Genomic DNA, 26929 nt, shown 5'->3' on the forward strand with positions numbered 1-26929 from the left:
CCGAACCGACTCCGGGTCGACCAACCTGGCGTCGGGTCTCGCGACCGCGACCGTGCCGCCGAAAGGCAAGTGAATGCGCGCAGCAATTACCGGGGGCTCTCAGACGCCTCCGACAGGCTCCGGTTTCGAGAACGGCTTCCCGCTGTCGTCTGCGCAGCGAGGCATGTGGTTCGCCCAGCAACTGGCCCCTGACGTCCCGGTTTGCATCGCTCAGTACGTCGACCTTCGCGGCAACCTCGACATCGCCGTTCTGCAGGACGCGACGGCTCTCGCCGCACACGAATTCCAATCCGCTTACCTGCGCCTGGCCGAGGTGGACGGCGAACCCGTTCAGATGGTCGATCACTCCATCGACCAATCCGTGCACTATCTGGACCTGCGGGGCCAGGACGATCCCATGGCAGCCGCGTTGCGATGGATCGACGAGAACTACGTCGAACCGGTCGACATGGAGAACGATCCCCTCGTCGAGAGCTGGATCATTCAGGTCGAGGACGATCGCAACCTCTGGTACAGCAAGATCCACCACGTCGCTCTCGACGGCTACGGGGCAATGACGCTCGTCAATCGCACCGCAGCGCTCTACACGGCTGCGGTCGAGCACACCGACCCTGCCCCCAACAAGGCTGCCGAGCTACGCAGACTGTACGAGCTCGATCAGGAGTACCGGACGTCGACTCGTTTCGAGTCCGACAAGGAGTACTGGACGGCGCGTGCCGTAGACATCCGCGACGGCGCGTCTCTGTCCAATACGTCCGGCCGCACGGTCGCAGCGAGCAAGTTGCGCAGTGTCGCGCTGCCCGAGGACGTCGTCACCGCACTCGAAGGATCGGACGCGAGCAAGGGCGGAACCGCTGCGGCGGTGTTCATCGCCGCCTTCGGCTGCTACCTGTCCCGAATGACCGGGCGCGAGGACGTCCTCGTCAACATTCCGGTGTCCGCCCGCACGACAGCACTGCTGCGCCGATCCGGGGGAATGCTCGTCAACGTCGCACCCATCCCGATCCACGTGTCCCCGGACGCCACCGTCGGCGACCTCGTGCAGCAGGTGCAGCTCGAGCTGATGGGAGCTCTGCGCCATCAGCGCTTCAGCATCGAGGACATCCGGCGGGAACTGGCCGCCTCCGGTAGTGACAAGCAGCTTGCCGGCCCGATGGTCAACATGATGCTGTTCCATCAGCAGATCAATTTGGGTTCGATAGTCGGCGAGTTCAACATCGTCACCTCGGGTCCGGTCGAGGACCTGTTGGTCAATGTCTACCAGAGCGGTTCCCCGGCAAGGACATTCGTCGACTTCAGAGCCAACCCGAATCGGTACGACGACGGTGATCTCACCGCACACCATACGAGCTTCGTCGAGATGGCCGAGGCGTTCATCGCGGCGGGACCCGAAGTCGCCGTCGTCGATGTACATCCGGACAGCGCCCGGGAAGGCCGGCGACGTCGCCGTGTCGCCGACCAGCTCGAGTACTGGACGGAGCGGCTGGCCGATGCCCCGGAACTTCTCGATATTCCCAGCGATCGTCCACGCCCCTCTCGAATCGGTCACGTTCGCGCGTCCCACCAGGTCACGATTGCATCCTCATCCTGGTCCTCGGTGGCTCGACTGGCGGCCGACCGGTCCACGACGGCGTTCGTGGTGCTCGAAGCCGCTGTCGCCGTGCTGCTTTCACGGCTGGCCAACACCGACGACGTGTCGATTGCCGTGCCGACGGCTGCAGGCGACACCGTGGTGCTGCGAACCCGTCCCGATGCTCGGCAGACGTTCGCCGACTTCGTCGAAACGACGGGAACCGATTTCGACGCAGCCATGGCGCACGCCGAGGTGTCGTTCGACGCCATCGTCGACGCTCTCGGTCTGTCCCGATCGGAATCGCACAACCCCCTCGCCCAGGTTGCGCTCCGATTCGGCCCTGCCGCGCTGCCGCGTGATGGAGTCGACCTGGACCTCGTCGTCACGGTCGACGAGTCCGATTCTCCGACAGTCGATTTCGATTACGCCACAGAACTGTTCGATGCCGCGAGCATGGCGCAACTCGGTCGCCGTGTCGTGCGGATCCTCGACGCGCTGACGAGCGAGCCCGATCTGCTGATCGGTGACGTGGACATTCTCTCCGCTGCCGAACGAACTCGCCTGGCTCCGGTTCGTGGTCCGCGGTCTGTGGTGGGTGTGGTGTTGCCGGAGTTGTTGGCTGGTGCGGTGGGTGTTGCTGGTGTCGGTGGTGTTGCGGTGGTGTCGGGGTCGCGGTCTGTTTCTTATGGTGAGTTGGATGCGGCGTCGTCGCGGTTGGCGCGGATGTTGATGTCGAGTGGTGTGGGTCCGGGGTCGTTCGTGGCGTTGGCGTTGTCGCGGTCGGTGGAGTCGGTGGTGGCGGTGTGGGCGGTGGCGAAGGCCGGTGGTGCGTTCTTGCCGGTGGATCCGAATTATCCGGTGGATCGGATCGAGCACATGTTGGTCGATTCCGGTGCTGTGGTGGGTGTGACGTTGGCTGCGCATCTGGGTGCGGTGTCGGGTGTCGGTGGGGTGTCGTGGGTGGTGCTCGATGATTCCGATGTGGTGGCGGATCTGGCGTTTCGGTCGTCTGCTCCGGTGTTGGATGCCGAGCGTTCGGGTGTGTTGCGGCTCGATGATGCGGCGTATCTGATTTATACGTCGGGTTCGACGGGTGTGCCCAAGGGTGTGGTGGTCACGCATCGTGGTGTGGGCAATCTTGCTGCGGAGGAGCGGGTTCGGTTCGGTGTGGGGCCGTCGTCGCGGGTGTTGGCGTTTGCGTCGCCGAGTTTCGATGCTTCGATTCTCGAGTTCGTGTTGGCGTTTTCCGGTGGGGCGACGATGGTGATTGCGCCGCCGTTGGTGTTCGGTGGGGTGGAGTTGGCGTCGTTGCTTGCTGCCGAGCGGGTTTCTCATGCGTTCGTCACGCCTGCGGCGTTGGCGTCGGTGGATCCGGTGGGGTTGGATTCGGTGCAGGTGGTGGTGACCGGTGGTGATGTGTGTGCGCCGGAGTTGGTGGCGCGGTGGGCTCCGGGTCGGCGGATGTTCAATGCGTACGGTCCGACGGAGGCGACGATTTTCTCGTCGATTTCGTCGGTGTTGGTGGTGGGGGAGTCGGTCGATATCGGTTCGCCGACGATCGGTTTCGCGGAGGTGGTGTTGGATGCGCGGTTGAATCCGGTGCCGGTGGGTGTGGTGGGTGAGTTGTATCTGGCGGGTCCGGCGTTGGCTCGTGGGTATCACGCGCGGTTGGGTTTGACGGCGGAGCGGTTCGTGGCCAATCCGTTCGGTGGTGCCGGTTCGCGGATGTATCGCACCGGTGATGTGGTGCGGTGGAATGCTTCGGGTGCGTTGGAGTATGTGGGGCGTAGCGATTTTCAGGTGAAGGTGCGTGGTTTCCGGATCGAGTTGGGTGAGATCGATTCGGTGTTGGCTGCGGTGCCGGGTGTCGATTTCGTGGTCACCATCGGGCGTGAGTCTGCTGCCGGGTCGACGGTGTTGGTGTCGTATGTGTTGCCGGTGGCCGGTACGACGGTCGAGGCCGATGCGTTGCGTGAGCATGCCGGTTCGGTACTGCCTGCGCATATGGTTCCGTCGGCGTTCGTGATGTTGGAGTCCATTCCGCTCACTCCTGCAGGCAAACTCGACCGCACCGCACTCCCCGAACCGAATCTCGGTTCACAGGGCGCGTTCGAGGCGGCGAATACGGAATACGAGGCGGCGGTTGCCGCTGTGTTCTGCGATGTTCTCGAGGTCGATCGGGTCGGCGTAACCGACAGCTTCTTCGATCTCGGCGGAAACTCGCTCGTGGCAACGCGTTTGATCGCGCGGGTCAATTCGGCCCTGGGAACCGATCTGAAAGTTCTCGATCTGTTCGAGGCGTCGACGGTTCGGACTCTCGCAGAGCGTGCCGAGGCCAAGGGTGCATCGCTGCATCGACGTCCTGCGCTCGTCCCCGTCGACCGGCCCGATTCCGTCCCGCTGTCTCTCGCGCAGCAGCGGATGTGGTTCATCAACCAGTTCGACGTGTCCTCGCCGGCCTACAACATCCCGCTCACCGTCCGCTTGACGGGCCGCCTGGACGTGAACGCGATGGCTGCGGCCGTCGGCGACGTCCTGTCTCGGCACGAGTCGCTCCGCACGGTGTTCCCGACGGTCGGTGATCTCCCCAACCAGGTGATCGCGCCCGTCGAGGCCGTCACCGGCTCGAAGCTTCCGCTCGAGGTGGTCGATGTCGACGCCGCTTCGGTCGACGCGCTGGTCCGAGCCGCTGCGACAACAGGTTTCGACGTCACGGTCGATCTGCCTTTCCGGGCGGTGTTGTACCGGACCGGACCGGACACTTTCGTCCTCTCGATCGTCGTCCACCACATCGCGGCAGACGGTGCCTCGATGGCACCACTGGCCCGAGACGTGATGGTCGCTTACGGTGCCAGGTCCGCGGGCTCGGTTCCGGCCTGGGAACCACTGGCCGTGCAGTACGCGGACTTCGCCCTGTGGCAGCACGCCGTTCTCGGCGACGAGAACGACGCCACCTCCGTCGCATCGCGGCAGATCGACTTCTGGCAGTCGGCTCTGGCAGATCTGCCCGACGTGCTGCCGATGCCGCTCGATCGGCCACGCCCCACCCGACAGTCGATGCGCGGCAGCGTCACCCCGTTCACGATCCCCGCCGATGTCGCAGCTCGGTTGACTTCGGTTGCCGCCGAACACGAGTCGACACTCTTCATGGTCGTGCATTCTGCACTTGCCGTGCTGCTTGCGCGCCTGAGCGGCACCCAGGACATCGCAATCGGCACTCCGATCGCTGGTCGAGGCGACGCGGCGCTCGACGACCTCGTCGGAATGTTCGTCGGGACCCTCGTGCTGCGGACTCAGGTCGAGCCGCAAGCGACCTTCACCGATCTGCTGGCCCGCACTCGTACGTCCGATCTCGCTGCCTTCGACAACACCGATATCCCGTTCGAGCGTCTGGTCGACGTGCTCGATCCGGCGAGGTCGACCGATCGTTCACCGCTGTTCCAGGTCCTCCTCGAGTTCCAGAACAATGCCTCGGTCACGTTGGAACTTCCCGATCTCACCGTCGCGTTCGAGGAGATCAGTACCGACACAGCCAAATTCGACCTGCAGCTGCGCGTGGATCAGGAGCCGGTCGACGAGTCCGGTGCGCTGTCGGCTGCGTTCACCTACGCCACCGATCTGTTCGACCCCGAGACCATCGACCGATTCGTCGATCGCTTCTTGAGAATCGTGTCGAGCATCGGAACATCGACGGACATTCGCACCGGCGACATCGATATTCTCTCCGCCGCCGAGCGCGAACTGGTTCTGTTCGAGTGGAACGACACCGCGCGACTGATCGAACCCGCTGTCCACCAGCAGATCCCGGCCGGGCACGTCGACATGACGCTCAGCAGCCTGTTCGACCGTCAGGTGCAGCGCAGTCCGTACTCGACCGCGCTCGTGTTCGAGGACGAACACATCACCTATCTCGAACTGGACGAACGCGCCAACCAACTCGCAAGACACCTCATCTCGCTCGGCGTGTCATCCGAATCCCATGTCGGCCTTGCAATCCGACGGTCGATCGACCTACTCGTCGGCATGTACGCCATCGTCAAGGCCGGTGGTGCCTATGTGCCGATCGATCCGGACCATCCCGTCGAGCGCTCGTCCTACGTACTGTCCAGCGCCCAACCGGTGTGCATCCTCACCACCAGCCGCGATTGGATCAACATCCCGGTCGCAACGCCGGTCCTCGCCGTCGACCTGCTCGACGTGTCCGATCGCGATCGCTCCTCGGTCACCGACTCGGACCGTCTCGGAACGCTCCGTGGCTCGAACACCGCATACGTGATCTATACATCCGGTTCCACCGGACGGCCCAAGGGTGTCGCAGTGACGCACTCGGCCATCGTGAACCGGTTGCTGTGGATGCAGCACGAGTACCACCTCGAGCCCGCCGACACGGTTCTGCAGAAGACACCCGCAACGTTCGACGTCTCGGTCTGGGAGTTCTTCTGGCCCTTGCAGGTCGGTGCCAAGCTCGTGATCGCAGAGCCGGACGGGCACCGCGATCCCGTGTACCTTTCCCGCATCATCGCGGACGAGCACATCACCACTGCACACTTCGTGCCGTCGATGCTTGCGGTTTTCGCAGCAGGCGCACGGGCCTCCGACTGTGTCTCGCTGCGGTTGGTCTTCTGCAGTGGCGAGGCTCTTCCTCCTGCCACCGCCGCGCAGTTCGCACAGTTCTCCCGTGCTGAGCTGCACAACCTCTACGGTCCCACCGAAGCGGCCGTCGACGTCAGCTACTACCACGTGACCGGCCGCGACGCCGTCTCCATCCCCATCGGCGCACCGGTGTGGAACACCCGCCTGTACGTGCTCGACGCCTCGTTGCGACCGGCTCCGATCGGCGCTCCCGGTGAGCTGTATCTCGCCGGTGTGCAGCTCGCTCGGGGGTACGTCGGCCGCGGCGATCTCACGGCAGATCGCTTCGTCGCCGATCCGTTCGGCGAGCCGGGCGAGCGTCTCTATCGCACAGGCGATCTGGTGCGTTGGCGCTCGGATGGGGAGCTCGAGTACATCGGCCGCACCGACTTCCAGGTCAAGTTGCGGGGCCTGCGCATCGAACTACCGGAGATCGAAGCGGTACTCCTGCGATCCGAGGCCGTCGCGCAGGCGATCGCGTTGGTGCACAAGGACCCGAACACCGGTGAGACACTGGTGGCCTACGTGGTGGGTACACCCGGTTCTGCGGTCGACCCCACACAGCTGACGGCCGAGGCCGCTCGGCGGCTTCCGGGATACATGGTGCCCTCCCACGTGGTGCTACTGGAGTCGCTTCCGGTCAACGCCAGCGGCAAACTCGACCGAAAAGCTCTGCCCGCACCCGAGTACACCGTCGCCGCTTCGGACTTCGTCGGTCCGGAGAACCCGATAGAAGAAATCGTTGCAGGCATATTCGGCGATCTGCTCGGTATGGCTCAGGTCGGAGTCACGTCGAGCTTCTTCGAGATCGGCGGCAATTCGCTGATCGCCATGCGTCTGGTCGCGCGCGTCAACGCGGCACTCGGAACCGACATCGGCATCAGGGATCTGTTCGACGCCCCGACCGTGCGCGCGTTGTCTGCAGGCATCGACATTCGCGAACACGACGTCGCCGCAGCCCCGCGACTGGTTCCGCAGGAGCGGCCGGATGTCGTGCCGCTGTCGCTCGCTCAGCAGCGCATGTGGTTCATCAACCAGTACGACACCGAGTCGGCTGCGTACAACGTCGCATTCGCCATGCGTCTGAGCGGTGTGCTCGATGTCGACGCGATGCACTCGGCCATCGGTGACGTGTTGACCCGACACGAGTCGCTGCGCACGATGTTCCCGCTGACCGACGACGTTCCCGTTCAGTCGATTCTCGACGCGGCGTCGGCGCTGCCGGATCTGACCCCGGTCCTCGCGGACGACGAGCGACACGTCCTCGAGTTGATCGGTGACGTCGCCGGCTCGGGCTTCGACGTGGTGGCAGACGTTCCGCTGCGCGTGCGATTGATTCGGATTCAGGACAACGAGCACGTGCTCGTCATGGTGGTGCACCACATCTCCTCGGACGGGTTCTCGAGCGCCCCGCTGGCCCGTGACCTGATGGTCGCCTACAGCGCCCGAGCCGCAGGTCACGCGCCGAATCAGGAACCGTTGCCGGTGCAGTACGCCGACTACGCACTGTGGCAGCGCAGGTTCCTCGGCGCGGAGTCCGATCCCGAGTCGCTGATGGCTCAGCAGCTCGCCTACTGGGTCGACACGCTGACGGGCAGCCCAGAGGTTCTGACGTTGCCGACCGACCGCCCACGCCCCGCGGTGGCGTCGCTGCGGGGCGACACCGTCCCGTTCGAGATCGACGCAGCCGTTCATTCTCGCCTCGCTGCTGTTGCGGCCGAGCATAATTCGAGTTCGTTCATGATCGTGCACGCTGCTCTGGCGGTCCTACTTGGCCGTCTGTCGGGTACCGAGGACATTTCGGTCGGAACGCCGATCTCGGGCCGCGGCGACGCCGCACTCGACGAACTCGTGGGCATGTTCGTCAACACGCTCGTACTCCGTACCCAGGTGCCCGGCTCCATGCGGTTCGAGGACCTCCTCTCCGACGTTCGCGCCGTCGACCTCGCCGCGTTCACGCATTCGGATGTGCCGTTCGAGCGTGTGGTCGATGCCGTCGATCCTGCGAGATCGACGGCCCATGCGCCGTTGTTCCAGGTCATGCTCGAGTTCCAGCAGACCGACCGGCCGACGGTGACGTTGCCCGGATTGTCGATCGAGGGCATCGAACTCCCCAACGACATCTCGAACTTCGACCTGCAGTTGACGATTTCGGAAGAGTTCGACAAGTCCGGCGCGCCGGCCGGGGTCGTTGCCGGATTCCGTTACGCCACAGAACTGTTCGATGCTGACACCATCAGGGTTCTCGCCGATCGCCTCGTGCGGATCCTCGATGCCGTGACGGCCACGCCGTCCATCCGAGTCGGCGACATCGAAATTCTGTCGGCCAACGAGTACGACTCACTGGCTCCGGTTCGTGGTCCGCGGTCTGTGGTGGGTGTGGTGTTGCCGGAGTTGTTGGCTGGTGCGGTGGGTGTTGCTGGTGTCGGTGGTGTTGCGGTGGTGTCGGGGTCGCGGTCTGTTTCTTATGGTGAGTTGGATGCGGCGTCGTCGCGGTTGGCGCGGATGTTGATGTCGAGTGGTGTGGGTCCGGGGTCGTTCGTGGCGTTGGCGTTGTCGCGGTCGGTGGAGTCGGTGGTGGCGGTGTGGGCGGTGGCGAAGGCCGGTGGTGCGTTCTTGCCGGTGGATCCGAATTATCCGGTGGATCGGATCGAGCACATGTTGGTCGATTCCGGTGCTGTGGTGGGTGTGACGTTGGCTGCGCATCTGGGTGCGGTGTCGGGTGTCGGTGGGGTGTCGTGGGTGGTGCTCGATGATTCCGATGTGGTGGCGGATCTGGCGTTTCGGTCGTCTGCTCCGGTGTTGGATGCCGAGCGTTCGGGTGTGTTGCGGCTCGATGATGCGGCGTATCTGATTTATACGTCGGGTTCGACGGGTGTGCCCAAGGGTGTGGTGGTCACGCATCGTGGTGTGGGCAATCTTGCTGCGGAGGAGCGGGTTCGGTTCGGTGTGGGGCCGTCGTCGCGGGTGTTGGCGTTTGCGTCGCCGAGTTTCGATGCTTCGATTCTCGAGTTCGTGTTGGCGTTTTCCGGTGGGGCGACGATGGTGATTGCGCCGCCGTTGGTGTTCGGTGGGGTGGAGTTGGCGTCGTTGCTTGCTGCCGAGCGGGTTTCTCATGCGTTCGTCACGCCTGCGGCGTTGGCGTCGGTGGATCCGGTGGGGTTGGATTCGGTGCAGGTGGTGGTGACCGGTGGTGATGTGTGTGCGCCGGAGTTGGTGGCGCGGTGGGCTCCGGGTCGGCGGATGTTCAATGCGTACGGTCCGACGGAGGCGACGATTTTCTCGTCGATTTCGTCGGTGTTGGTGGTGGGGGAGTCGGTCGATATCGGTTCGCCGACGATCGGTTTCGCGGAGGTGGTGTTGGATGCGCGGTTGAATCCGGTGCCGGTGGGTGTGGTGGGTGAGTTGTATCTGGCGGGTCCGGCGTTGGCTCGTGGGTATCACGCGCGGTTGGGTTTGACGGCGGAGCGGTTCGTGGCCAATCCGTTCGGTGGTGCCGGTTCGCGGATGTATCGCACCGGTGATGTGGTGCGGTGGAATGCTTCGGGTGCGTTGGAGTATGTGGGGCGTAGCGATTTTCAGGTGAAGGTGCGTGGTTTCCGGATCGAGTTGGGTGAGATCGATTCGGTGTTGGCTGCGGTGCCGGGTGTCGATTTCGTGGTCACCATCGGGCGTGAGTCTGCTGCCGGGTCGACGGTGTTGGTGTCGTATGTGTTGCCGGTGGCCGGTACGACGGTCGAGGCCGATGCGTTGCGTGAGCATGCCGGTTCGGTACTGCCTGCGCATATGGTTCCGTCGGCGTTCGTGATGTTGGAGTCCATTCCGCTCACTCCTGCAGGCAAACTCGACCGCACCGCACTCCCCGAACCGGATTGGTCCGCTCAGGTCACGTCCGGTCGAGATGCCGAGAATGCGGTCGAGAAGACGCTGGCCGGATTGTTCGCCGAGGTCCTTCGGCTCGATCGCGTCGGCGTCGACGATTCGTTCTTCGCTCTCGGCGGCGACAGCATCATGTCGATTCAGCTGGTCTCACGCGCGAAGGCGGCCGGACTCGCTCTGTCGCCACGAGATGTGTTCGAGCACAAGACCGTTGCTGCGCTCGCCGAGGTGGTCGCGGCCGGCGACGGTATCGCTCCTCTCGTGCTCGAGGAGCTGCCCGGTGGCGGTGTCGGCGACGTACCGCTGACCCCGATCGTCGCGTGGATGCTCGAGCGCACCGCAGTACTCGACAAGCACACACAGACCGCAGTACTCACGCTTCCGGTCGACATCGAGCTGGATGTTCTCGAGTCCACCGTCCAGACGGTTCTCGATCACCACGACATGCTCCGAGGCGTCCTGCACCGCGGTGAGCACCCCGCGATGGAGGTCCTGCCTGCCGGATCGGTCACGGCGCAGTCGGTCGTGCATCGGGTGTCGTCGACAACCGTTCGAGGACAAGAGTTCTCGGATCAGGCCACGGCCGAGGCAGAGGCAGCGGTAGGTCGCTTGGCACCCGATGCCGGTGTCATGATCCAGATGGTGTGGTTCGATGCGGGCTCCGAGGGGAGCCGTCTGCTCGTCGTCGCCCACCACCTCGTCGTCGACGGAGTGTCCTGGAGAATTCTGGTTCCCGACCTCGCTTCGGCGTGGGCCCAGATCATCGGCGGCAACACTCCGGAGCTGGCTCCGGTCGGCACCTCCATGCGTCGTTGGGCGCACGGGTTGCGTGAGGTCACGGCAACTCGCGGCGAGGAGCTCGAGGTGTGGCGTGACGTTCTGGCGCAACCGGATCCACTCATCGGTTCGCGCGCGCTCGACCGCGATATCGACGTGTACCGGACAGTGGACAAAGTCGAATTGACGCTGTCCACCGACGTCACCGAAGGGCTGCTGACAGCACTACCCGAGGCATTCCACGGCAGCGTCAACGACGGACTGCTCGCTGCTCTCGCACTGGCCACGGCGGTGTGGCGGCGTGAGAGGGGAGTGGCCGTCGACGACGCTCTCATCTCGCTCGAAGGTCACGGCCGCGAGGACCACGTGGTACCGGGCGCCGATCTCGGCCGCACCGTCGGGTGGTTCACCACGATCTACCCGCTCAGGCTGACTCTCGCGGGCATCGATCTGGACGACGCTCTCGCCGGCGGTGCCGACGCAGCGCGTCTGATCAAATCGGTCAAGGAGCAGCTGCTGGCTGTTCCCGACCACGGTATCGGGTACGGCATGCTGCGCTACCTGGACGAGGACGGTGCCGCTGCCCTGCGCGACTTCCCGTCTCCTCAGGTCAGTTTCAACTACCTCGGGCGCTACAGCACCGATGTTCCCGACGAGCTCCGCGGCCACGGCTGGTTGCCGGTCGACGATTCCGGTGTCGGCGATTCGCAGGACGAGAATCTGCCCGTCTCCGCCGTGCTCGACATCAACGCCGTCACCACCGCAACCCCCACCGGTCCCCGGCTCGAGGCGACATTCGCCTTCCCCACCGGCGTCCTCGACGCACGCGACGTGGCGGAACTGGCCGAACTGTGGCGACAAGCTCTCACCGCGCTGACGCAGCTTTCCCAGCGGCCGGGGGCGGGGGGATTCACGCCGTCCGATCTGGACCTGGTGCGCCTCGATCAGAGTTCGATCGACGACCTCGAGCGGGTCTATCCCACGCTCGACGACATCTGGTCGATGACTCCGCTGCAGGCCGGTCTGCTGTTCCACGCAGAGCTCTCCGATCAGTCCGTCGACGCCTACATCGTTCAACTGGTGCTCGAGCTGCGCGGCGACGTCGACGAGGCACGGATGCGACGTTCCGCGCAGGCGTTGTTGCGTAGGCACGCGAACCTGCGGACTGCCTTCGTGCACAACAGCGACGGTGAGTCGATCCAGATCGTGCATCACGATGTGGATGTCCCGTGGACGTCGGTCGATCTGTCGGGACTGAGCGCCGAAGACAGGGCTGCCGAGCTCGAGCGCATCGAGCACGAGGACAGGGCCACTCGATTCAACATGGCTCAGGCCCCGCTGCTGCGCTTCATGCTCGTCACGGCGGCACCGGGCGAGTGGCGTCTGGTGATGACCAATCACCACATCCTGCTCGACGGCTGGTCCACACCGCTGCTCATCAAGGACCTGCTGACGCTGTATGTGGTGGACGGCGACGACACCGTGTTGCCGCGCGTGCCTGCCTACCGCGAGTACCTGTCCTGGTTGGCCGAACGCGATCGCTCGACCGCACTCGCTGCGTGGACGGATGCGCTCGCGGGACTGTCCGAGCCGACACTGTTGACCCCGGTCGAGAGCCGGCGCCAGGAGTCGACGCTGGCCGGCAGAACTCAGATCTCGTTGGACGCCGAGCGGACAGGCCGCCTGAGGGCAGTCGCCCGTGCGCGCGGCGTCACGATGAACTCGATGGTGCAGGCGTCGTGGGCCCTGGTCCTCGGCACTCTCACCGGACGCTCCGACGTCGTGTTCGGGGCCACGGTCTCCGGACGCCCGCCGGAGGTTTCGGACATCGAGTCGATGGTCGGTTTGTTCATCAACACACTGCCGGTCAGGATCGTGCTCGACCCGTCCGAAACACTCGGTGAGTACCTGGAGCGGGTACAGGCAGAACAGGCCGCTCTACTCGATCACCACTACCTCGGCCTCACCGACATTCAGCGGGCAGTGGGACCGGCCGTCGCCTTCGACACCCTGACGGTGTTCGAGTCGTATCCGATGGACCGCGCAGGCCTGTCGGCGGAAACCGATCTCGCGGGTATGCAGGTGCACGACGTGCACGACGGCAGCGACACTGCGCAGTACCCGCTGACCTTGGTAGCCATGGTCGACGATCGGCTGCACATCGAGGCCAAGTACCTGCCGGAGCTGTTCGAGCACAGCGTCGTCGCGGCGACGGTCGACCGAATCGTGCGGGTGCTCGACGCCATTGCCACCGACACCGACCGACGCGTCGGGTCGCTGTCGCTGCTGTCCGAGGACGAGCTGGACCGCCTGGCTCCCGTTCGGGGACCGGAATCGTCGAATGTTCGACTGCTTCCGGATATCCTCACCGACGCTGCCGCGAAGAACGCGCACGGCACAGCTCTGTGGAGCGAAGGTCGCACCGTCGACTACGCAGAACTCGACGCACTGTCGTCTGCTCTCGCCCGCACCCTGATCGCACGCGGCGCGGGCCCGGAAACTGTTGTCGCGCTTGCCCTGCCGCGCTCCATCGAGTCCATTCTCGGCATCTGGGCCGTGGCGAAGACCGGTGCGGCATTCCTGCCGATCGATCCGAGCTACCCGCGCGATCGCGTCGAGCACATGCTGGTCGACTCGAACGCGTCCATCGGTCTGACCGTGTCCGCACACACCGACGCAGTCGAGGGTCTCGGCTCTGCCCGGTGGACCGTCCTCGACCACGACGGCACACGCGCCGACCTACTGGATCGTTCGACCACGCCGGTCGGCGACGTCGACCGCATCGGGCCGATGCACATCGATCAAGTGGCGTACCTCATCTACACCTCGGGTTCGACCGGTGTACCCAAGGGCGTCACCGTCACCCACCGCGGACTGGCGAATCTCGCCGAGGAGGAGCGGACTCGTTTCGAGGTGACCCCGAACGCTCGGGTTCTCGCGTTCGCGTCTCCGAGCTTCGACGCTTCCATCCTCGAATTGCTCATGGTGATCTCCGGTGCCGCGACCACGGTCATCGCACCGACCTCGGTCTACGGTGGTACCGAGCTCGCAGCCTTGCTGGCCGAACAGCACGTCACCCATGCGTTCGTCACTCCCGCTGCGTTGGCTTCGGTCGATCCGAACGGCCTGACCGAGCTGCGAGTCGTCGCCACCGGTGGCGACGTCTGTCCGCCCGAGCTCGTGGCCCGCTGGGCACCGGGCCGTCGAATGTTCAATGCGTACGGTCCGACCGAGGCGACGATCTTCTCGTCCGTCAGCGATCAGCTGCACGTCGACTCTGCCATCGACATCGGTTCTCCGACAATCGGTTCGAGTCAACTCGTTCTCGACGCACGGCTGCATCCCGTTCCGGTCGGCGTTGCGGGTGAGCTCTATCTCGCCGGACCGGCGCTGGCGCGTGGCTACCATCGCCGATTCGGCTTCACGGCAGACCGTTTCGTCGCACATCCGTTCGGTGAGCCAGGTGCTCGGATGTATCGGACCGGCGACGTGGTGCGCTGGACCGAATCCGGAACCCTCGAATACGTCGGACGCAGTGACTTCCAGGTCAAGGTGCGCGGTTTCCGCATCGAACTGGGCGAGATCGACGCCGTCCTGACCGACGATCCGACGGTCGAGTTCGCCACCACCATCGGCGTCGACGGCCCGACGGGCAACACGATTCTGGTCGCCTACGTCCTCCCTCGATCCGGCGAACAGGTCGATGCGGCAGCACTGCGCACTCACGTGTCGAGTTCGCTACCGACTCACATGATCCCGACGGCGTTCGTCGCGCTGGAGTCGATTCCGTTGACGCCGTCCGGCAAGCTGGACCGCAACGCACTGCCTGCGCCCGATCTTCATCTCGGAGGCGACTCGCGTGCACCGAGAAACGACACCGAGCAGGTCATCTGCGACATCTTCGGCGAGGTATTGGGGATCGACGGCGTCGGAATCGATTCGAGCTTCTTCGATCTGGGTGGCGACTCGCTCAGCGCCACCAGACTCACTGCGCGGGTGAACTCTGCCCTCGGCACCACCATCAGCGTTCGCGCACTGTTCGAGGCACCCACCGTCGAATCGCTCGCGGTGCGGGTGCACAGCGACCCGATCGGCGCGCTTCGTCGTCCGGCACTCGCGGCGAAACCTCGACCGAATTCGATTCCGTTGTCGCTGGCGCAGCAGCGAATGTGGTTCATCAATCAATTCGACGTGACCTCGGCGGCGTACAACATCCCGCTCGCGGTCCGTCTGACGGGTCGACTCGACATCGCCGCGATGAGCGCGGCAATCGGAGACGTCCTCGAACGGCACGAATCTCTTCGGACGGTGTTCCCCACCCACGGTGAGCGCCCCGAGCAGAAGATCCTCGACGTGCAGGCTGCGGAAACGGAACTCGACGTCGTCGATCTGGACGCCACCGAGGTCGTCGCGGCGATCTCGGCCGCTGCCGCAGCGGGATTCGACGTCTCGATCGAGCTACCGTTCCGCGCGGTCCTGTACCGGCTCGCGCCGGACGAGTTCGTACTGTCCATCGTCGTGCACCACATCGCTGCCGACGGCGCGTCCATGGCTCCACTGGCACGAGATGTCATGGTGGCCTACAGTTCTCGCGCGGCGTCCAGCGCGCCGAAGTGGGCACCGCTCGAGGTGCAGTACGCGGACTTCGCGATCTGGCAGCGGACGGTACTGGGCGACGAGTCCGATGCGTCGTCGTTGGCCGCCCAGCAATTGGACTTCTGGAAGACCGCCCTTGCAGATCTTCCCGACGTTCTGCCTCTGCCGCTCGATCATCCGCGACCGGCTCGGCAGTCGCTGCGCGGCAACAGTGTTCGGTTCGAGATAGACGGCGACACCCATGCCGGACTGGTGGACATCGCGCGCGCCAACGAGGCGACCGTCTTCATGACCGTGCACGCGGCGTGGTCGATCCTGATGGCGCGTATCAGCGGCATCGAGGACATCGCTGTCGGCACTCCGATCGCCGGCCGTGGTGACGCTGCACTCGACGATCTGGTCGGCATGTTCGTCGGAACGCTGGTTCTGCGTACGCAGGTGGCCCCGCAGCTGTCGTTCAGCGACCTGCTTCGTGCCACTCGCACAGCCGATCTGGCCGCGTTCGAGAACACCGATGTCCCGTTCGAGCGACTGGTCGACGTTCTCGACCCAGCTCGTTCGACCGACCACTCACCGCTGTTCCAGGTGCTGCTCGAATTCCAGAACAACACTTCGGCGACACTCGAACTGCCGGACCTCACGGTCGAAGCCGTCAACATCGATGCCCATGTCGCGAAGTTCGATCTGCAACTGACCGTCGCGGAGACGTACGACGAGTCGGGCGCGCCATCCGGGATGACCGCCGCCATCACCTACGCGGTCGACCTGTTCGAGGAATCCTCCGTGGAGGAGTTCGCGGCACGATTCGGTGCCGTGCTCGCCACCGTGACGGTCGACTCCGACCGCGCCGTCGGCGACATCGACGTGCTGCTCCCGGGCGAGCTCGATGCGATGACGCGCGAGTGGAACCATGCGGGCCTCGCGGCAGACGACGCGACGTTGGCCGATCGATTCTCCTCTGCCGCAGCTCGATTCCCCGATTCGCGCGCCGTCGTCTTCGGCGACCACTCGCTCACCTATGCCGAGTTGGACGAGCGGTCGAACCGACTCGCACGGGTGCTCGTTCGACGCGGAGTGACCTCGGAGTCGCTCGTGGCGGTGGCGATGCCGCGCAACGAGGAGCTCATCGTGGCTCTGCTCGCGGTGATCAAGTCCGGTGGCGGTTACCTGCCGATCGACGTCTCGTACCCGGCAGACCGGTTGGCGTTCATGCTCGAGGACGCCTCGCCCGTCTGTGTGATCTCCACGATGGCCGACAGCGCGTCGGTGCCGGCTTCCGATCTCGATGTCCTCGAGGTCGATTCACCGGACCTGATCGCCGAGCTCGACGGTGTGTCGGGTGACCCGCTGACGGACGCGGACCGCTCGGGAAGCGTGAGTGCCGATTCGATCGCGTACGTCATCTACACCTCGGGCAGCACCGGTCGCCCCAAGGGCGTGCAGATCGCGCACCGCAACGTCGCAACCCTGTTCGCGAACACCACGAATCTGTTCGATTTCGACGACCGCGACGTCTGGACGATGTTCCATTCGTACGCGTTCGACTTCTCGGTGTGGGAGCTGTGGGGACCACTGCTGCACGGCGGAACCCTCGTCGTCGTCGACTATTACACGGCGCGCTCGCCGGAACTGTTCCGCGAGTTGCTGATACGCGAGAAGGTCACTGTCCTCAACCAGACACCGACGGCGTTCTATCAGTTCGCAGAAGCGGACAGGGTGGCCACCGGCAGCACTACCGGCTCCGACCTCTCGCTCCGGTACGTGATCTTCGGCGGTGAGGCACTCGACCTCGGCCAGTTGGGTCGCTGGTACGCCCGACACGACGAGTCCGCCCCGACATTGGTCAACATGTACGGCATCACCGAGACGACCGTCCACGTGAGCCACTTGGCCCTGACCGAGCAGTTCGCGGCATCCGCGTCGGCGAGCGTCATCGGTCAGGCGATTCCCGCACTGCACGTCGCCGTTCTCGATACACGTCTCAATCCCGTGCCGCCCGGTGTAATCGGCGAAATGTACGTCTCCGGGGCACAGCTCTCCCGCGGCTACCTCGGCCGGGCCGGGCTCTCGGCCACTCGTTTCGTCGCAGATCCGTCCGGGGAGATCGGTGCCCGGATGTACCGCACCGGCGACACGGCCCGCTGGAACCGCAACGGCACACTCGAGTACCTGGGCCGCAGTGACATGCAGGTCCAGTTGCACGGATTCCGCATCGAACTCGGCGAGATCGAGAGCGCACTTCTCGGATTCGACGGTGTCGCGGCCTCCGTGGTCTCGGTTCGAGACGACGGATTCGGCGATCGACTGATCGGATATGTCGTCGCCGAGGCGGGTCGAACACTCGACCACTCCGCCGTTCTCGAGTTCGTCGGACACTCACTGACGTCGTACATGGTGCCGGCTGCCCTGATCGTGTTGGACGAGCTTCCGCTGACCGCCAACGGAAAGCTCGATCGCCGCGCACTGCCGGCTCCGGACTTCTCCGCCAACGTCACCGAAAGCCGTTTGCCGGCAACCGAAGTCGAGTCCATTCTCGCCGGCCTGTTCGCCGACGTCCTCGGTCTCGACACCGTCGGCGTCGACGACTCGTTCTTCGCACTCGGCGGCGACAGCATCATGTCCATTCAGCTGGTCTCGCGCGCCAAGGCAGCCGGCCTGGTCCTGGCACCGCGTGACATCTTCGAGCGCAAGACCGTCGCCGCGTTGGCCGAGGTCGTGGTTCTCGGCGGCGACGTCGTCGTGCTCGAGGAACTCGCCGGTGGGGGAGTCGGTTCGCTGCCCCTGACCCCGGTTGTTCGCTGGATGTTGGACCGCAGCACCGACTTCGGTCGCTACACCCAGACCGCCTTGCTTCAGCTTCCGGTCGGCATCGACAGCGACACGCTGGAGCGCACCGTCCAGGCCGTGCTCGATCGTCACGACATGCTCCGGTCGAGGCTGTTCGAGGATGCGGACGGCATCTGGCACGAGGAAGTATCTCCGATCGGCACGGTGTCCGCCGCGTCGGTCCTCCATGCCGTCCCCGTCGATTCCGTCGACGGTGCCGAGTTCTCTTCCTGCGCCGCAACGGAACTCGACGCCGCAGCAGATCGGCTGATTCCTGCCGACGGTGTCATGGTGCAGATGGTGTGGTTCCAGGGCCCGAACGGCTCCGGCCGACTGCTCGTCGTCGCGCATCACCTCGTCATCGACGGCGTCTCCTGGCGCATCCTCGTTCCCGATCTCGCGACGGCATGGAGCCAGATCGTGGCGGGCGACGAGCCCGTGTTGGCACCGATCGGCACGTCCATGCGTCGGTGGTCGACCGGTTTGACCGAGGTCACCGCGAGCCGTACCGACGAGATCGCCCTCTGGCAGCGCATTCTGGGCGGTGACGATCCGACCATCGGTTCGCGGCCGCTGGACAAGCGCGTCGATGTGGACGCGACCGTGCAGCGCATCCGCACGTCCTTGCCGATCGAGGTGACCGATCGCCTGCTGACCAGGGTGCCGAATGTCTTCCGAGGCAGCGTCAACGACGGCCTGCTGGCCGGTTTGGCCCTGGCGCTGACGGCATGGCGTCGCGAACGCGGGGCCGCTGTCCGTAGCGCGCTGATCACGCTCGAAGGCCATGGCCGTGAAGACGCCGTGGTACCCGGAGCAGATCTGGGCAGAACCGTCGGCTGGTTCACCACCATCTTCCCGGTGCGCCTCGACCTCGGTTCCGTGGACATCGCCGACGCGTTGTCCGGTGGCGAGGCCGCCGGTGCGCTGATCAAGGCCGTCAAGGAACAGCTCCTCGAAATCCCGGATCACGGCATCGGCTACGGCATGCTGCGGTACCTCGATCCCGCTGGGACCCAGGCGCTGTCCGACTTCACCGCTCCGCAGGTCAGCTTCAACTACCTCGGCCGATTCTCGACCGGATCCACCGAGGGCATGGCCGACGTGGGCTGGATTCCTGTGGCCGACGCCGAACTGGGCGACGCACAGAACCCGGACATGCCCGTCCCGGCCGCACTGGACATCAATGCCGTCACCACGTCGACACCCGACGGACCCCAACTCGACGCAACCTTCGCCTTCCCGGCCGGGATCCTGAACGCCGACGAGGTCGGTCGGTTGATCGAGCTGTGGACGCAGGCGCTCACGTCGATCACCGAGCACGCGTCGGCCGAGGGTGCAGGCGGCTTCACACCGTCCGACCTCGAGCTGGTCGACATCGATCAGCGCTCGATCGAGGTGCTCGAGAAGCGGTTCCCGGATCTCGACGACGTGTGGTCGATGTCGCCCTTGCAAGCCGGATTGCTGTTCCATGCCCGCCTGGCCGGCGAGGTCGGCAGCGACAGCTCAGGCGTGGACGCCTACATGGTGCAGCTCGGTCTCGAGTTGCGCGGTGTCGTCGATTCCGAGCGGATGCACTCCGCCGTGAACAAGCTCGTCTCGCGTCATCCGAACCTGCGAGCAGCGTTCGTGCACAACAGCACCGGCGAATCTCTGCAGATCGTGCAGAGTTCGGTCACGGTTCCCTGGTCCGAGGTCGATCTGCGCGGTGCGGCCGATGTCGATGCGGCCTTGGAAGAGGTCCTCGCAGCCGATCGAGCCGTACGGTTCGAGATGGACTCGGCACCGCTGCTTCGGTTCACGCTGATCACACTCGCCGACGATCACTGGCGACTGCTGCTGACCAACCACCACATTCTCCTCGACGGTTGGTCGACGCCACTGGTGGTCAAGGAACTGATCACGCTCTATGTCACCGAGTCCGACGACTCGATGCTGCCGCGGGTGCCCGCGTACCGGGATTACCTCTCCTGGATGCGGCAACGTGACGTCGCAATTTCCACCGCGCAGTGGGTCAGTGCGATGGCAGGGGTCGACGAGCCGACGCTGTTGGTCACGGGCGATCGGGGTCGACAGTTGTCCACCGTCTCGAGCGAGACCGAGCGGTCGCTGTCGGTCGAGACCACAGCGGCTCTGCGCGACTTCGCGGCCCGCCGCGGATCGACGCTGAACACGTTGGTTCAAACGGCGTGGGGCATCGTGCTCGCCACGCTGACCGGTCGTGACGACGTCGTGTTCGGTGCCACCGTGTCGGGTCGCCCGCCGGAGGTCCCCGGCATCGAGGGCATGATCGGTCTCTTCATCAACACGCTTCCCGTTCGTGTCACGCTCGATCGTGCCGAAACTCTCGGCGCTCTGGTCGATCGTGTTCAGGCGGAACAGGCATCGCTGTTGGACCATCACTACCTGGGCCTGACGGATATCCAACGCGCAGCCGGTCCGGGCGTCGCGTTCGACACGCTCACTGTGTTCGAGTCGTATCCCGTCGATCGCGCCGGCGCTTCTGCTGCAACGGATTTCGCAGGTATGCAGGTGACGGACATCCTCGGAACCGACGCCGCGCACTATCCGCTGACCCTCGTCTCGTCCGTCGACGAGCGCCTGAACCTCAAGGCGAAGTACCTGCCCGAACTGTTCGAGATCGATGACGTCCAGGCCATCGTCGACCGAGTCGAGCGTGTACTCGATGCGGTGCTTGCCGACGAACAGCAGCCGCTTGCCCGGCTCGGACTGCTCTCCGACACCGAATTTGCCACTCTGGCACCTGTATTCGGAATCGAAGGCCGTTCGACGCGGTTGTTGCCGGACATCTTCTCCGACGCAGCAGCGCTCGACCCGGACGCCATCGCGGTGCGCAGCGCCGACGGCCGGTCGACGTACCGAGAGTTGGATCGGCAGTCCAACCGACTCGCTCGTATTCTGCTCGGCCACGGCGTGCAGACCGAGACGTTCGTCGCACTCGGAATCGCGCGGTCGATCGAGTCGGTGTTGACGGTATGGGCGGTCGCCAAGTCCGGTGCGGCCTTCGTACCGGTCGACCCGAACTACCCGGCCGATCGCATCGAGCACATGCTGGCCGACTCCGGCGCAACGTTCGGTGTCACCACTCGCGCTCATCTGGACGACCTGCCGTCGACCGTGCCGTGGATCGTCCTCGACGACCTCGCTTTGGACGGCCCGAACACGGTGAGCGACGAGCCCATCGCCGACGACGAACGTCACGGTCGCGTCACTCTCGACAGTGCGGCGTACACGATCTACACGTCGGGCTCGACGGGCGTTCCGAAGGGGGTCGTGGTCACTCACTCCGGCCTCGACAACTTCGCGACCGAGCAGCGCGAGCGCTATCGGGTCACGAAAGATTCACGCACACTTCATGTTTCGTCGCCGAGTTTCGACGCGTCCGTACTCGAGTACCTCCTCGCGTTCGGCGTCGGAGCAACGATGGTGATCGTGCCGCCGACGGTGTACGGCGGAGCCGAGCTGGCGTCGTTGCTGTCCGAGGAATCGGTCACGCACGGTTTCGTCACGCCATCGGCGCTGGCATCTGTCGATCCGGCCGGTCTCGACACGTTCGCCGACGTCGTCGTCGGCGGTGAGGCCGTCCCGGCCGAGTTGGTCACCAAGTGGGCTCCCGGACGCAACCTGTTCAACGGGTACGGTCCGACCGAGGCCACGATCATGTCCAACATCAGTGCCCCGATGGTCGCCGGCGAGCCGGTGTCCATCGGCGGGCCCGTGCGGGGCGTGTACGAGGTGGTACTCGACTCGCGACTGCAGCCGGTTCCCGTCGGGGTGGCGGGCGAGCTGTACCTCGCAGGTGTCGGCCTGGCTCGCGGTTACCACGATCGGATGGGCCTGACGGCAGAGCGATTCGTCGCCGATCCGTTCGGCGCACCGGGTGCCCGGATGTACCGCACCGGAGACGTGGTGCGGTGGTCGCCGGATCTGACCATCGAGTACGTCGGTCGCAGCGACTCGCAGGTCAAGGTGCGCGGCTTCCGGATCGAACTCGGCGAGATCGACGCCGCGCTCTCCACACATCCGGCGGTCGACTTCGCCGCGACGTTCGGAGTTCCAGGGCCGGCCGGAGCAGCGGTTCTCGTTGCATACGTGCGCCTGGCGGGGGAGAACCCGGCCCACTCGGTCGACACCTTCGACACTGCGGTCCTGCGTGATCATTTGGCCGCCACGTTGCCGTCCCACATGGTGCCCGGCGCCATCGTCGTACTCGAGTCGATTCCGCTCACTCCGGTGGGCAAGCTCGATCGCGCCGCGCTGCCGGTGCCCGAGTTCGGCTCGGCCACCTCGTACCGCGAACCGAGCACGCCTGCCGAGCTGACGGTCGCCTCGGTGTTCGCCGAGATTCTCGAGGTGGATCGAGTCGGTGCGGACGACAGCTTCTTCGAGCTCGGCGGTGACTCGCTCAGCGCAACGCGGGTCATCGCTCGCGTCAACGCCGAGTTCGGTACTTCGATCGGCGTTCGTACGATCTTCGAGACCCCGACCGTGGCGGGGCTCGCGGGCGCAGTCGGCGCTGCCGACACTCGAACGCAACGCCCGGCTCTCGTTGCTGCGCCGCGTCCGGAGCACATTCCGCTCTCGCTCGCTCAGCAGCGAATGTGGTTCATCAACCAGTTCGACACGTCTTCGCCGGCGTACAACGTGCCTCTGGTCGTCAAGTTGACCGGGCAACTGGACACTGCTGCGCTGGCCGCCGCGGTGGTCGATGTACTCGACCGTCACGAGTCTCTTCGCACGACCTTCCCCGACGGCCCGCAGTTCCCGGTGCAGCTCGTGCACCAGGCGGCCGAGGTCGCGCCCGTGGTCGAGCCGGAACGAATCGATTCGGGTGTGCTGACCGATCGAGTCGCTCTGCTTGCTGGTCGAGGATTCGACGTGACCTCGGAGATCCCCGTGCATGTCGAGCTGTTCCAGGTGCTCGACCCCGATGAGCCGTCGGGCGATACCGTCTTCGTACTCGCGATGGTTGTGCACCACATCGCCGCCGATGGCGCGTCGATGGCACCTCTTGCCCGCGATGTCGTTCTCGCCTACTCGGCTCGGAGTGCAGGACAGGCCCCGATGTGGGAGCCGCTGCCCGTCCAGTACGCCGATTACACGATCTGGCAGCGCGCGTTGCTCGGCGACGAGCAGGATTCGTCGTCCGTGGCGGCGGCGCAGCTCGAGCACTGGTCCACCGTGCTCGCGGGTCTTCCCGACCTGTTGCCGCTGCCCACGGACCGACCGAGGCCGACCACCCAGGACTTCCGCGGTGGCCGAGTGCGTTTCACGATCGACGCCGACGTCCATCGGGCTCTGGTCGAGATCACGCGCGAACAGAACGTCAGTATGTTCATGGTTCTGCACGCGGCGTTCGCGGTGGTACTGGCTCGGTTGAGCGGTACCGACGACATCGCGATCACCACTCCGGTCGCCGGGCGCGGTGATGCGGCGCTCGACGATCTCGTGGGTATGTTCGTCAACACGCTCGTGCTGCGAAGTCGAGTGGACGAGTCCGCTACGTTCGTCGATCTGCTGAATCAGGTCAAGGCCCACGATCTCGACGCCTTCGATCACACCGAGATGCCCTTCGAGAGAATCGTCGAAGTTCTCAACCCCACTCGCTCGACGGCCTACGCTCCCCTCTCTCAGGTGGCGCTGTCGTTCCAGAACAACGAGAAGGCATCGCTCGAGCTCCCGGACCTACGGGTGGAGGGCTTCGACTTCGACGTTCCGGTAGCGAAGCAGGATCTTCAATTGCTGCTGTCGGAGACCTTCGACGACGACGGTCGGCCGGCCGGGTTCGAGGCCGCATTCGACTACGCGACGTCGCTGTTCGACGCAGCCAGCGTCGAGGCCGTCGCGGCACGACTGATCCGCGTACTCGACGCCGTGGGGCGTGACCGTCACGCGGTGGTCGGCGACATCGAGATCCTGGGCACCGACGAGCAGCGGGCCCTTGCACCGGCTCGAGGGAGCGCAGGGGTCGCAGTTCGGACGTGGCCGGAGCTACTCGCTGCGGCGGTCTCGCTCGACCCGTATGCGGTTGCCGTCACCTACCGAGGCGTGAGCCTGTCCTACGCCGACCTCGACAGTTGGTCGAACCGCATTGCTCGGATGCTGATCGATTACGGTGTCGGCCCGGAGACGTTCGTCGCGTTGGCTCTGCCTCGATCGATCGAATCGGTGCTGTCGGTATGGGCGGTGGCCAAGACCGGTGCCGCATTCTTGCCCGTCGATCCGAACTACCCGGCGGACCGAATTGCGCACATGCTCGAAGATTCCCGTGCCGCAATGGGTCTGACCGATGTGGACAGCAGGCACGCGCTGCCCGAGACCGTGCCGTGGCTGGTTCTGGACGATCCGGAGATCTCGGCCGAGTTGTCTCGCTACCCGGCGGACGCGGTGACGGACGTCGAGCGGACGGCGACCCTGCATCTCGACCACCCTGCCTACCTGATCTACACCTCGGGTTCGACGGGACGGCCGAAGGGTGTCGCAGTGCGACACCGCGGCCTGGCCAACTTGCAGGCCGAGATCATCGAGCGGTTCCGTCCCACCAGGGATTCACGGGTATCGCATATCGCGTCGCCGAGTTTCGATGCATCGGTCTACGAGTTGACGATGGCATTCGGGGTCGGGGCAACCGTCGTGATCGTGCCGCCGGGAGTCTTCGGCGGCGGCGAACTGGCCGATCTTCTCGAATCGGAACATGTCACACACGCGTTCCTGACGCCTGCGGCACTGTCCTCGATCGACGAGTCGCGGCTCGGCACCGTTCGCGTGCTGGCCGTCGGTGGTGAGGCCTGTACCCCGGAGCTGGTGGCCAAGTGGGCACCGGGACGGATGATGTTCAACGGCTACGGTCCGACGGAGACCACCATTCAGGCCAGCGTGGGCGGGCCTCTCGTGGCCGGCGGCACGGTCGACGTCGGCAGGCCCGGTGCCGGATTCCGGTTCATGGTGCTCGACGCACGTCTGCGGCCGGTCCCGGCAGGGGTGTCGGGCGAGCTGTACATCGCAGGACCCGGCACCGCGCGTGGCTACCTGCGCAGATTCGGACTCACGTCCGAGCGCTTCGTCGCCGACCCGTTCGGCACCGCCGGCGAGCGGATGTATCGAACCGGAGACGTCGTGCGCTGGGGGAGTGCAGGAGCCGTCGAGTTCGTCGGGCGCAGTGACTTCCAGGTCAAGGTGCGTGGGTTCCGCATCGAACTCGGCGAGATCGACTCCGCCCTCACCGAGCACGATCAGGTCGGTTTCGCCGCCACGATCGGACACACGGCCGCGTCCGGTGACACTGTGCTGGTGTCGTACGTCCTCGCGGCGGACGGCGAATCGGTCGATACCGAAGCACTACGCGATCGTGTCGCCAAAGTGCTTCCACGCCACATGGTTCCGTCGGCGATCATCGAGCTCGACGACATTCCGCTCACTCCGGTGGGCAAGCTCGATCGTCGGGCATTGCCGGTACCGGAGCTCACGGTGTCGACGACTCCGTACCGGGCACCGAGCACCGACGTGGAGGCTGCGATCGCCGACGCGTTCGCTCAGGTCCTCGGAGTCGAGCGGGTCGGTATGGACGACAACTTCTTCGAGCTGGGCGGAACGTCGCTGGTGGCCACGAAGATCGTGCCTGCCATCGAGAACGCCATCGGTGTACGGGTCCCGCTGCAGGCGCTGTTCGTCGACCCGACACCGGCCGGATTGGCCGCACGGGTCGCTGCCGACGCCGACGGCCAAGGCGCAGAACTCGATTCGGTGTTCGGTGTGGTGATTCCGCTGCGCAGCACGGGGTCGAAGTCTCCACTGTTCTGCATTCACCCCGGAATCGGTTTGTCGTGGGGTTACGCCGGGCTCGTCTCGCAGCTGAGCGAGGACCGTCCGGTGTACGGCCTGCAGTTGCCGAGCATCGTGGAAGGGTCGACGTTCGGCTCCATCCGCGACCTGGCACACCGCTACGCGGACGAAATCCGTACCGTCCAGCCCGTCGGTCCGTACCACCTGCTCGGCTGGTCGCTCGGTGGCTCGCTCGCCCATGCCGTGGCAGTGGAACTACGCAGCACCGGCAGCGAGGTCCACACGCTCGCGCTGCTCGACAGCTACGTCGACGGTCACGACGGCGAACCGGTCGAGGGTGCGTTGAGCGTCGAGAATCTGCTTGCGGGATTGGGACTCGACCTGACGGGTCACCCGTCGACCGATCCGTTGACCTACGAGCGGGGCGTCGAACTACTCGACGAATCGTTGGGGCAGACGACAGGTGTCACTGCCGATCACCTCAGAAGAATCAATGCGGGATTCGAGAACTCGACTCGGATAATGGCCGAGTTCATCCCCGGGATCTTCGACGGAGATGTTTTGTTCTTCTCCGCAACGAAGGGTGCAAGCGATGGAATTGTTCGATCCCCGCAAGAATGGCGTCCGTATGTGACGGGAGATATCGTCATCCACGATGTGGACGTTTTCCACAACGAGATGACCAATGCCGATGCCGCTGCGGTGATCGGTCCGGTGGTGGATTCTCATCTGAGCAATACGGCCGAATAACGATTGGTGTGTTCTCCACTTCGAAGAGCTCGAGTACGAATATCATCGGCGTTCGATACAAATGCGGTCGAATGCGAATCACTAACACCAGGGGAC

At 65.0% G+C, this 26929-nt stretch carries 1 protein-coding gene; it reads left to right on the top strand.

Going from position 1 to position 26929, the window contains the following annotated elements:
• Positions 1-73 precede the first annotated feature (73 nt).
• Positions 74-26833, top strand: a complete 26760-nt coding sequence (locus tag ACNEOT_RS15500; protein WP_415974913.1) for a non-ribosomal peptide synthase/polyketide synthase — start codon at positions 74-76, stop codon at positions 26831-26833.
• Positions 26834-26929: the final 96 nt, after the last annotated feature.

It is taken from the genome of Rhodococcus sp. 077-4, assembly GCF_047782425.1.
GTDB lineage: Bacteria > Actinomycetota > Actinomycetes > Mycobacteriales > Mycobacteriaceae > Rhodococcoides.

Excerpts from the sequence above, each read along its gene's own strand:
- ACNEOT_RS15500 (WP_415974913.1), top strand. The coding sequence starts at position 74 with ATGCGCGCAGCAATTACCGGGGGCTCTCAGACGCCTCCGACAGGCTCC.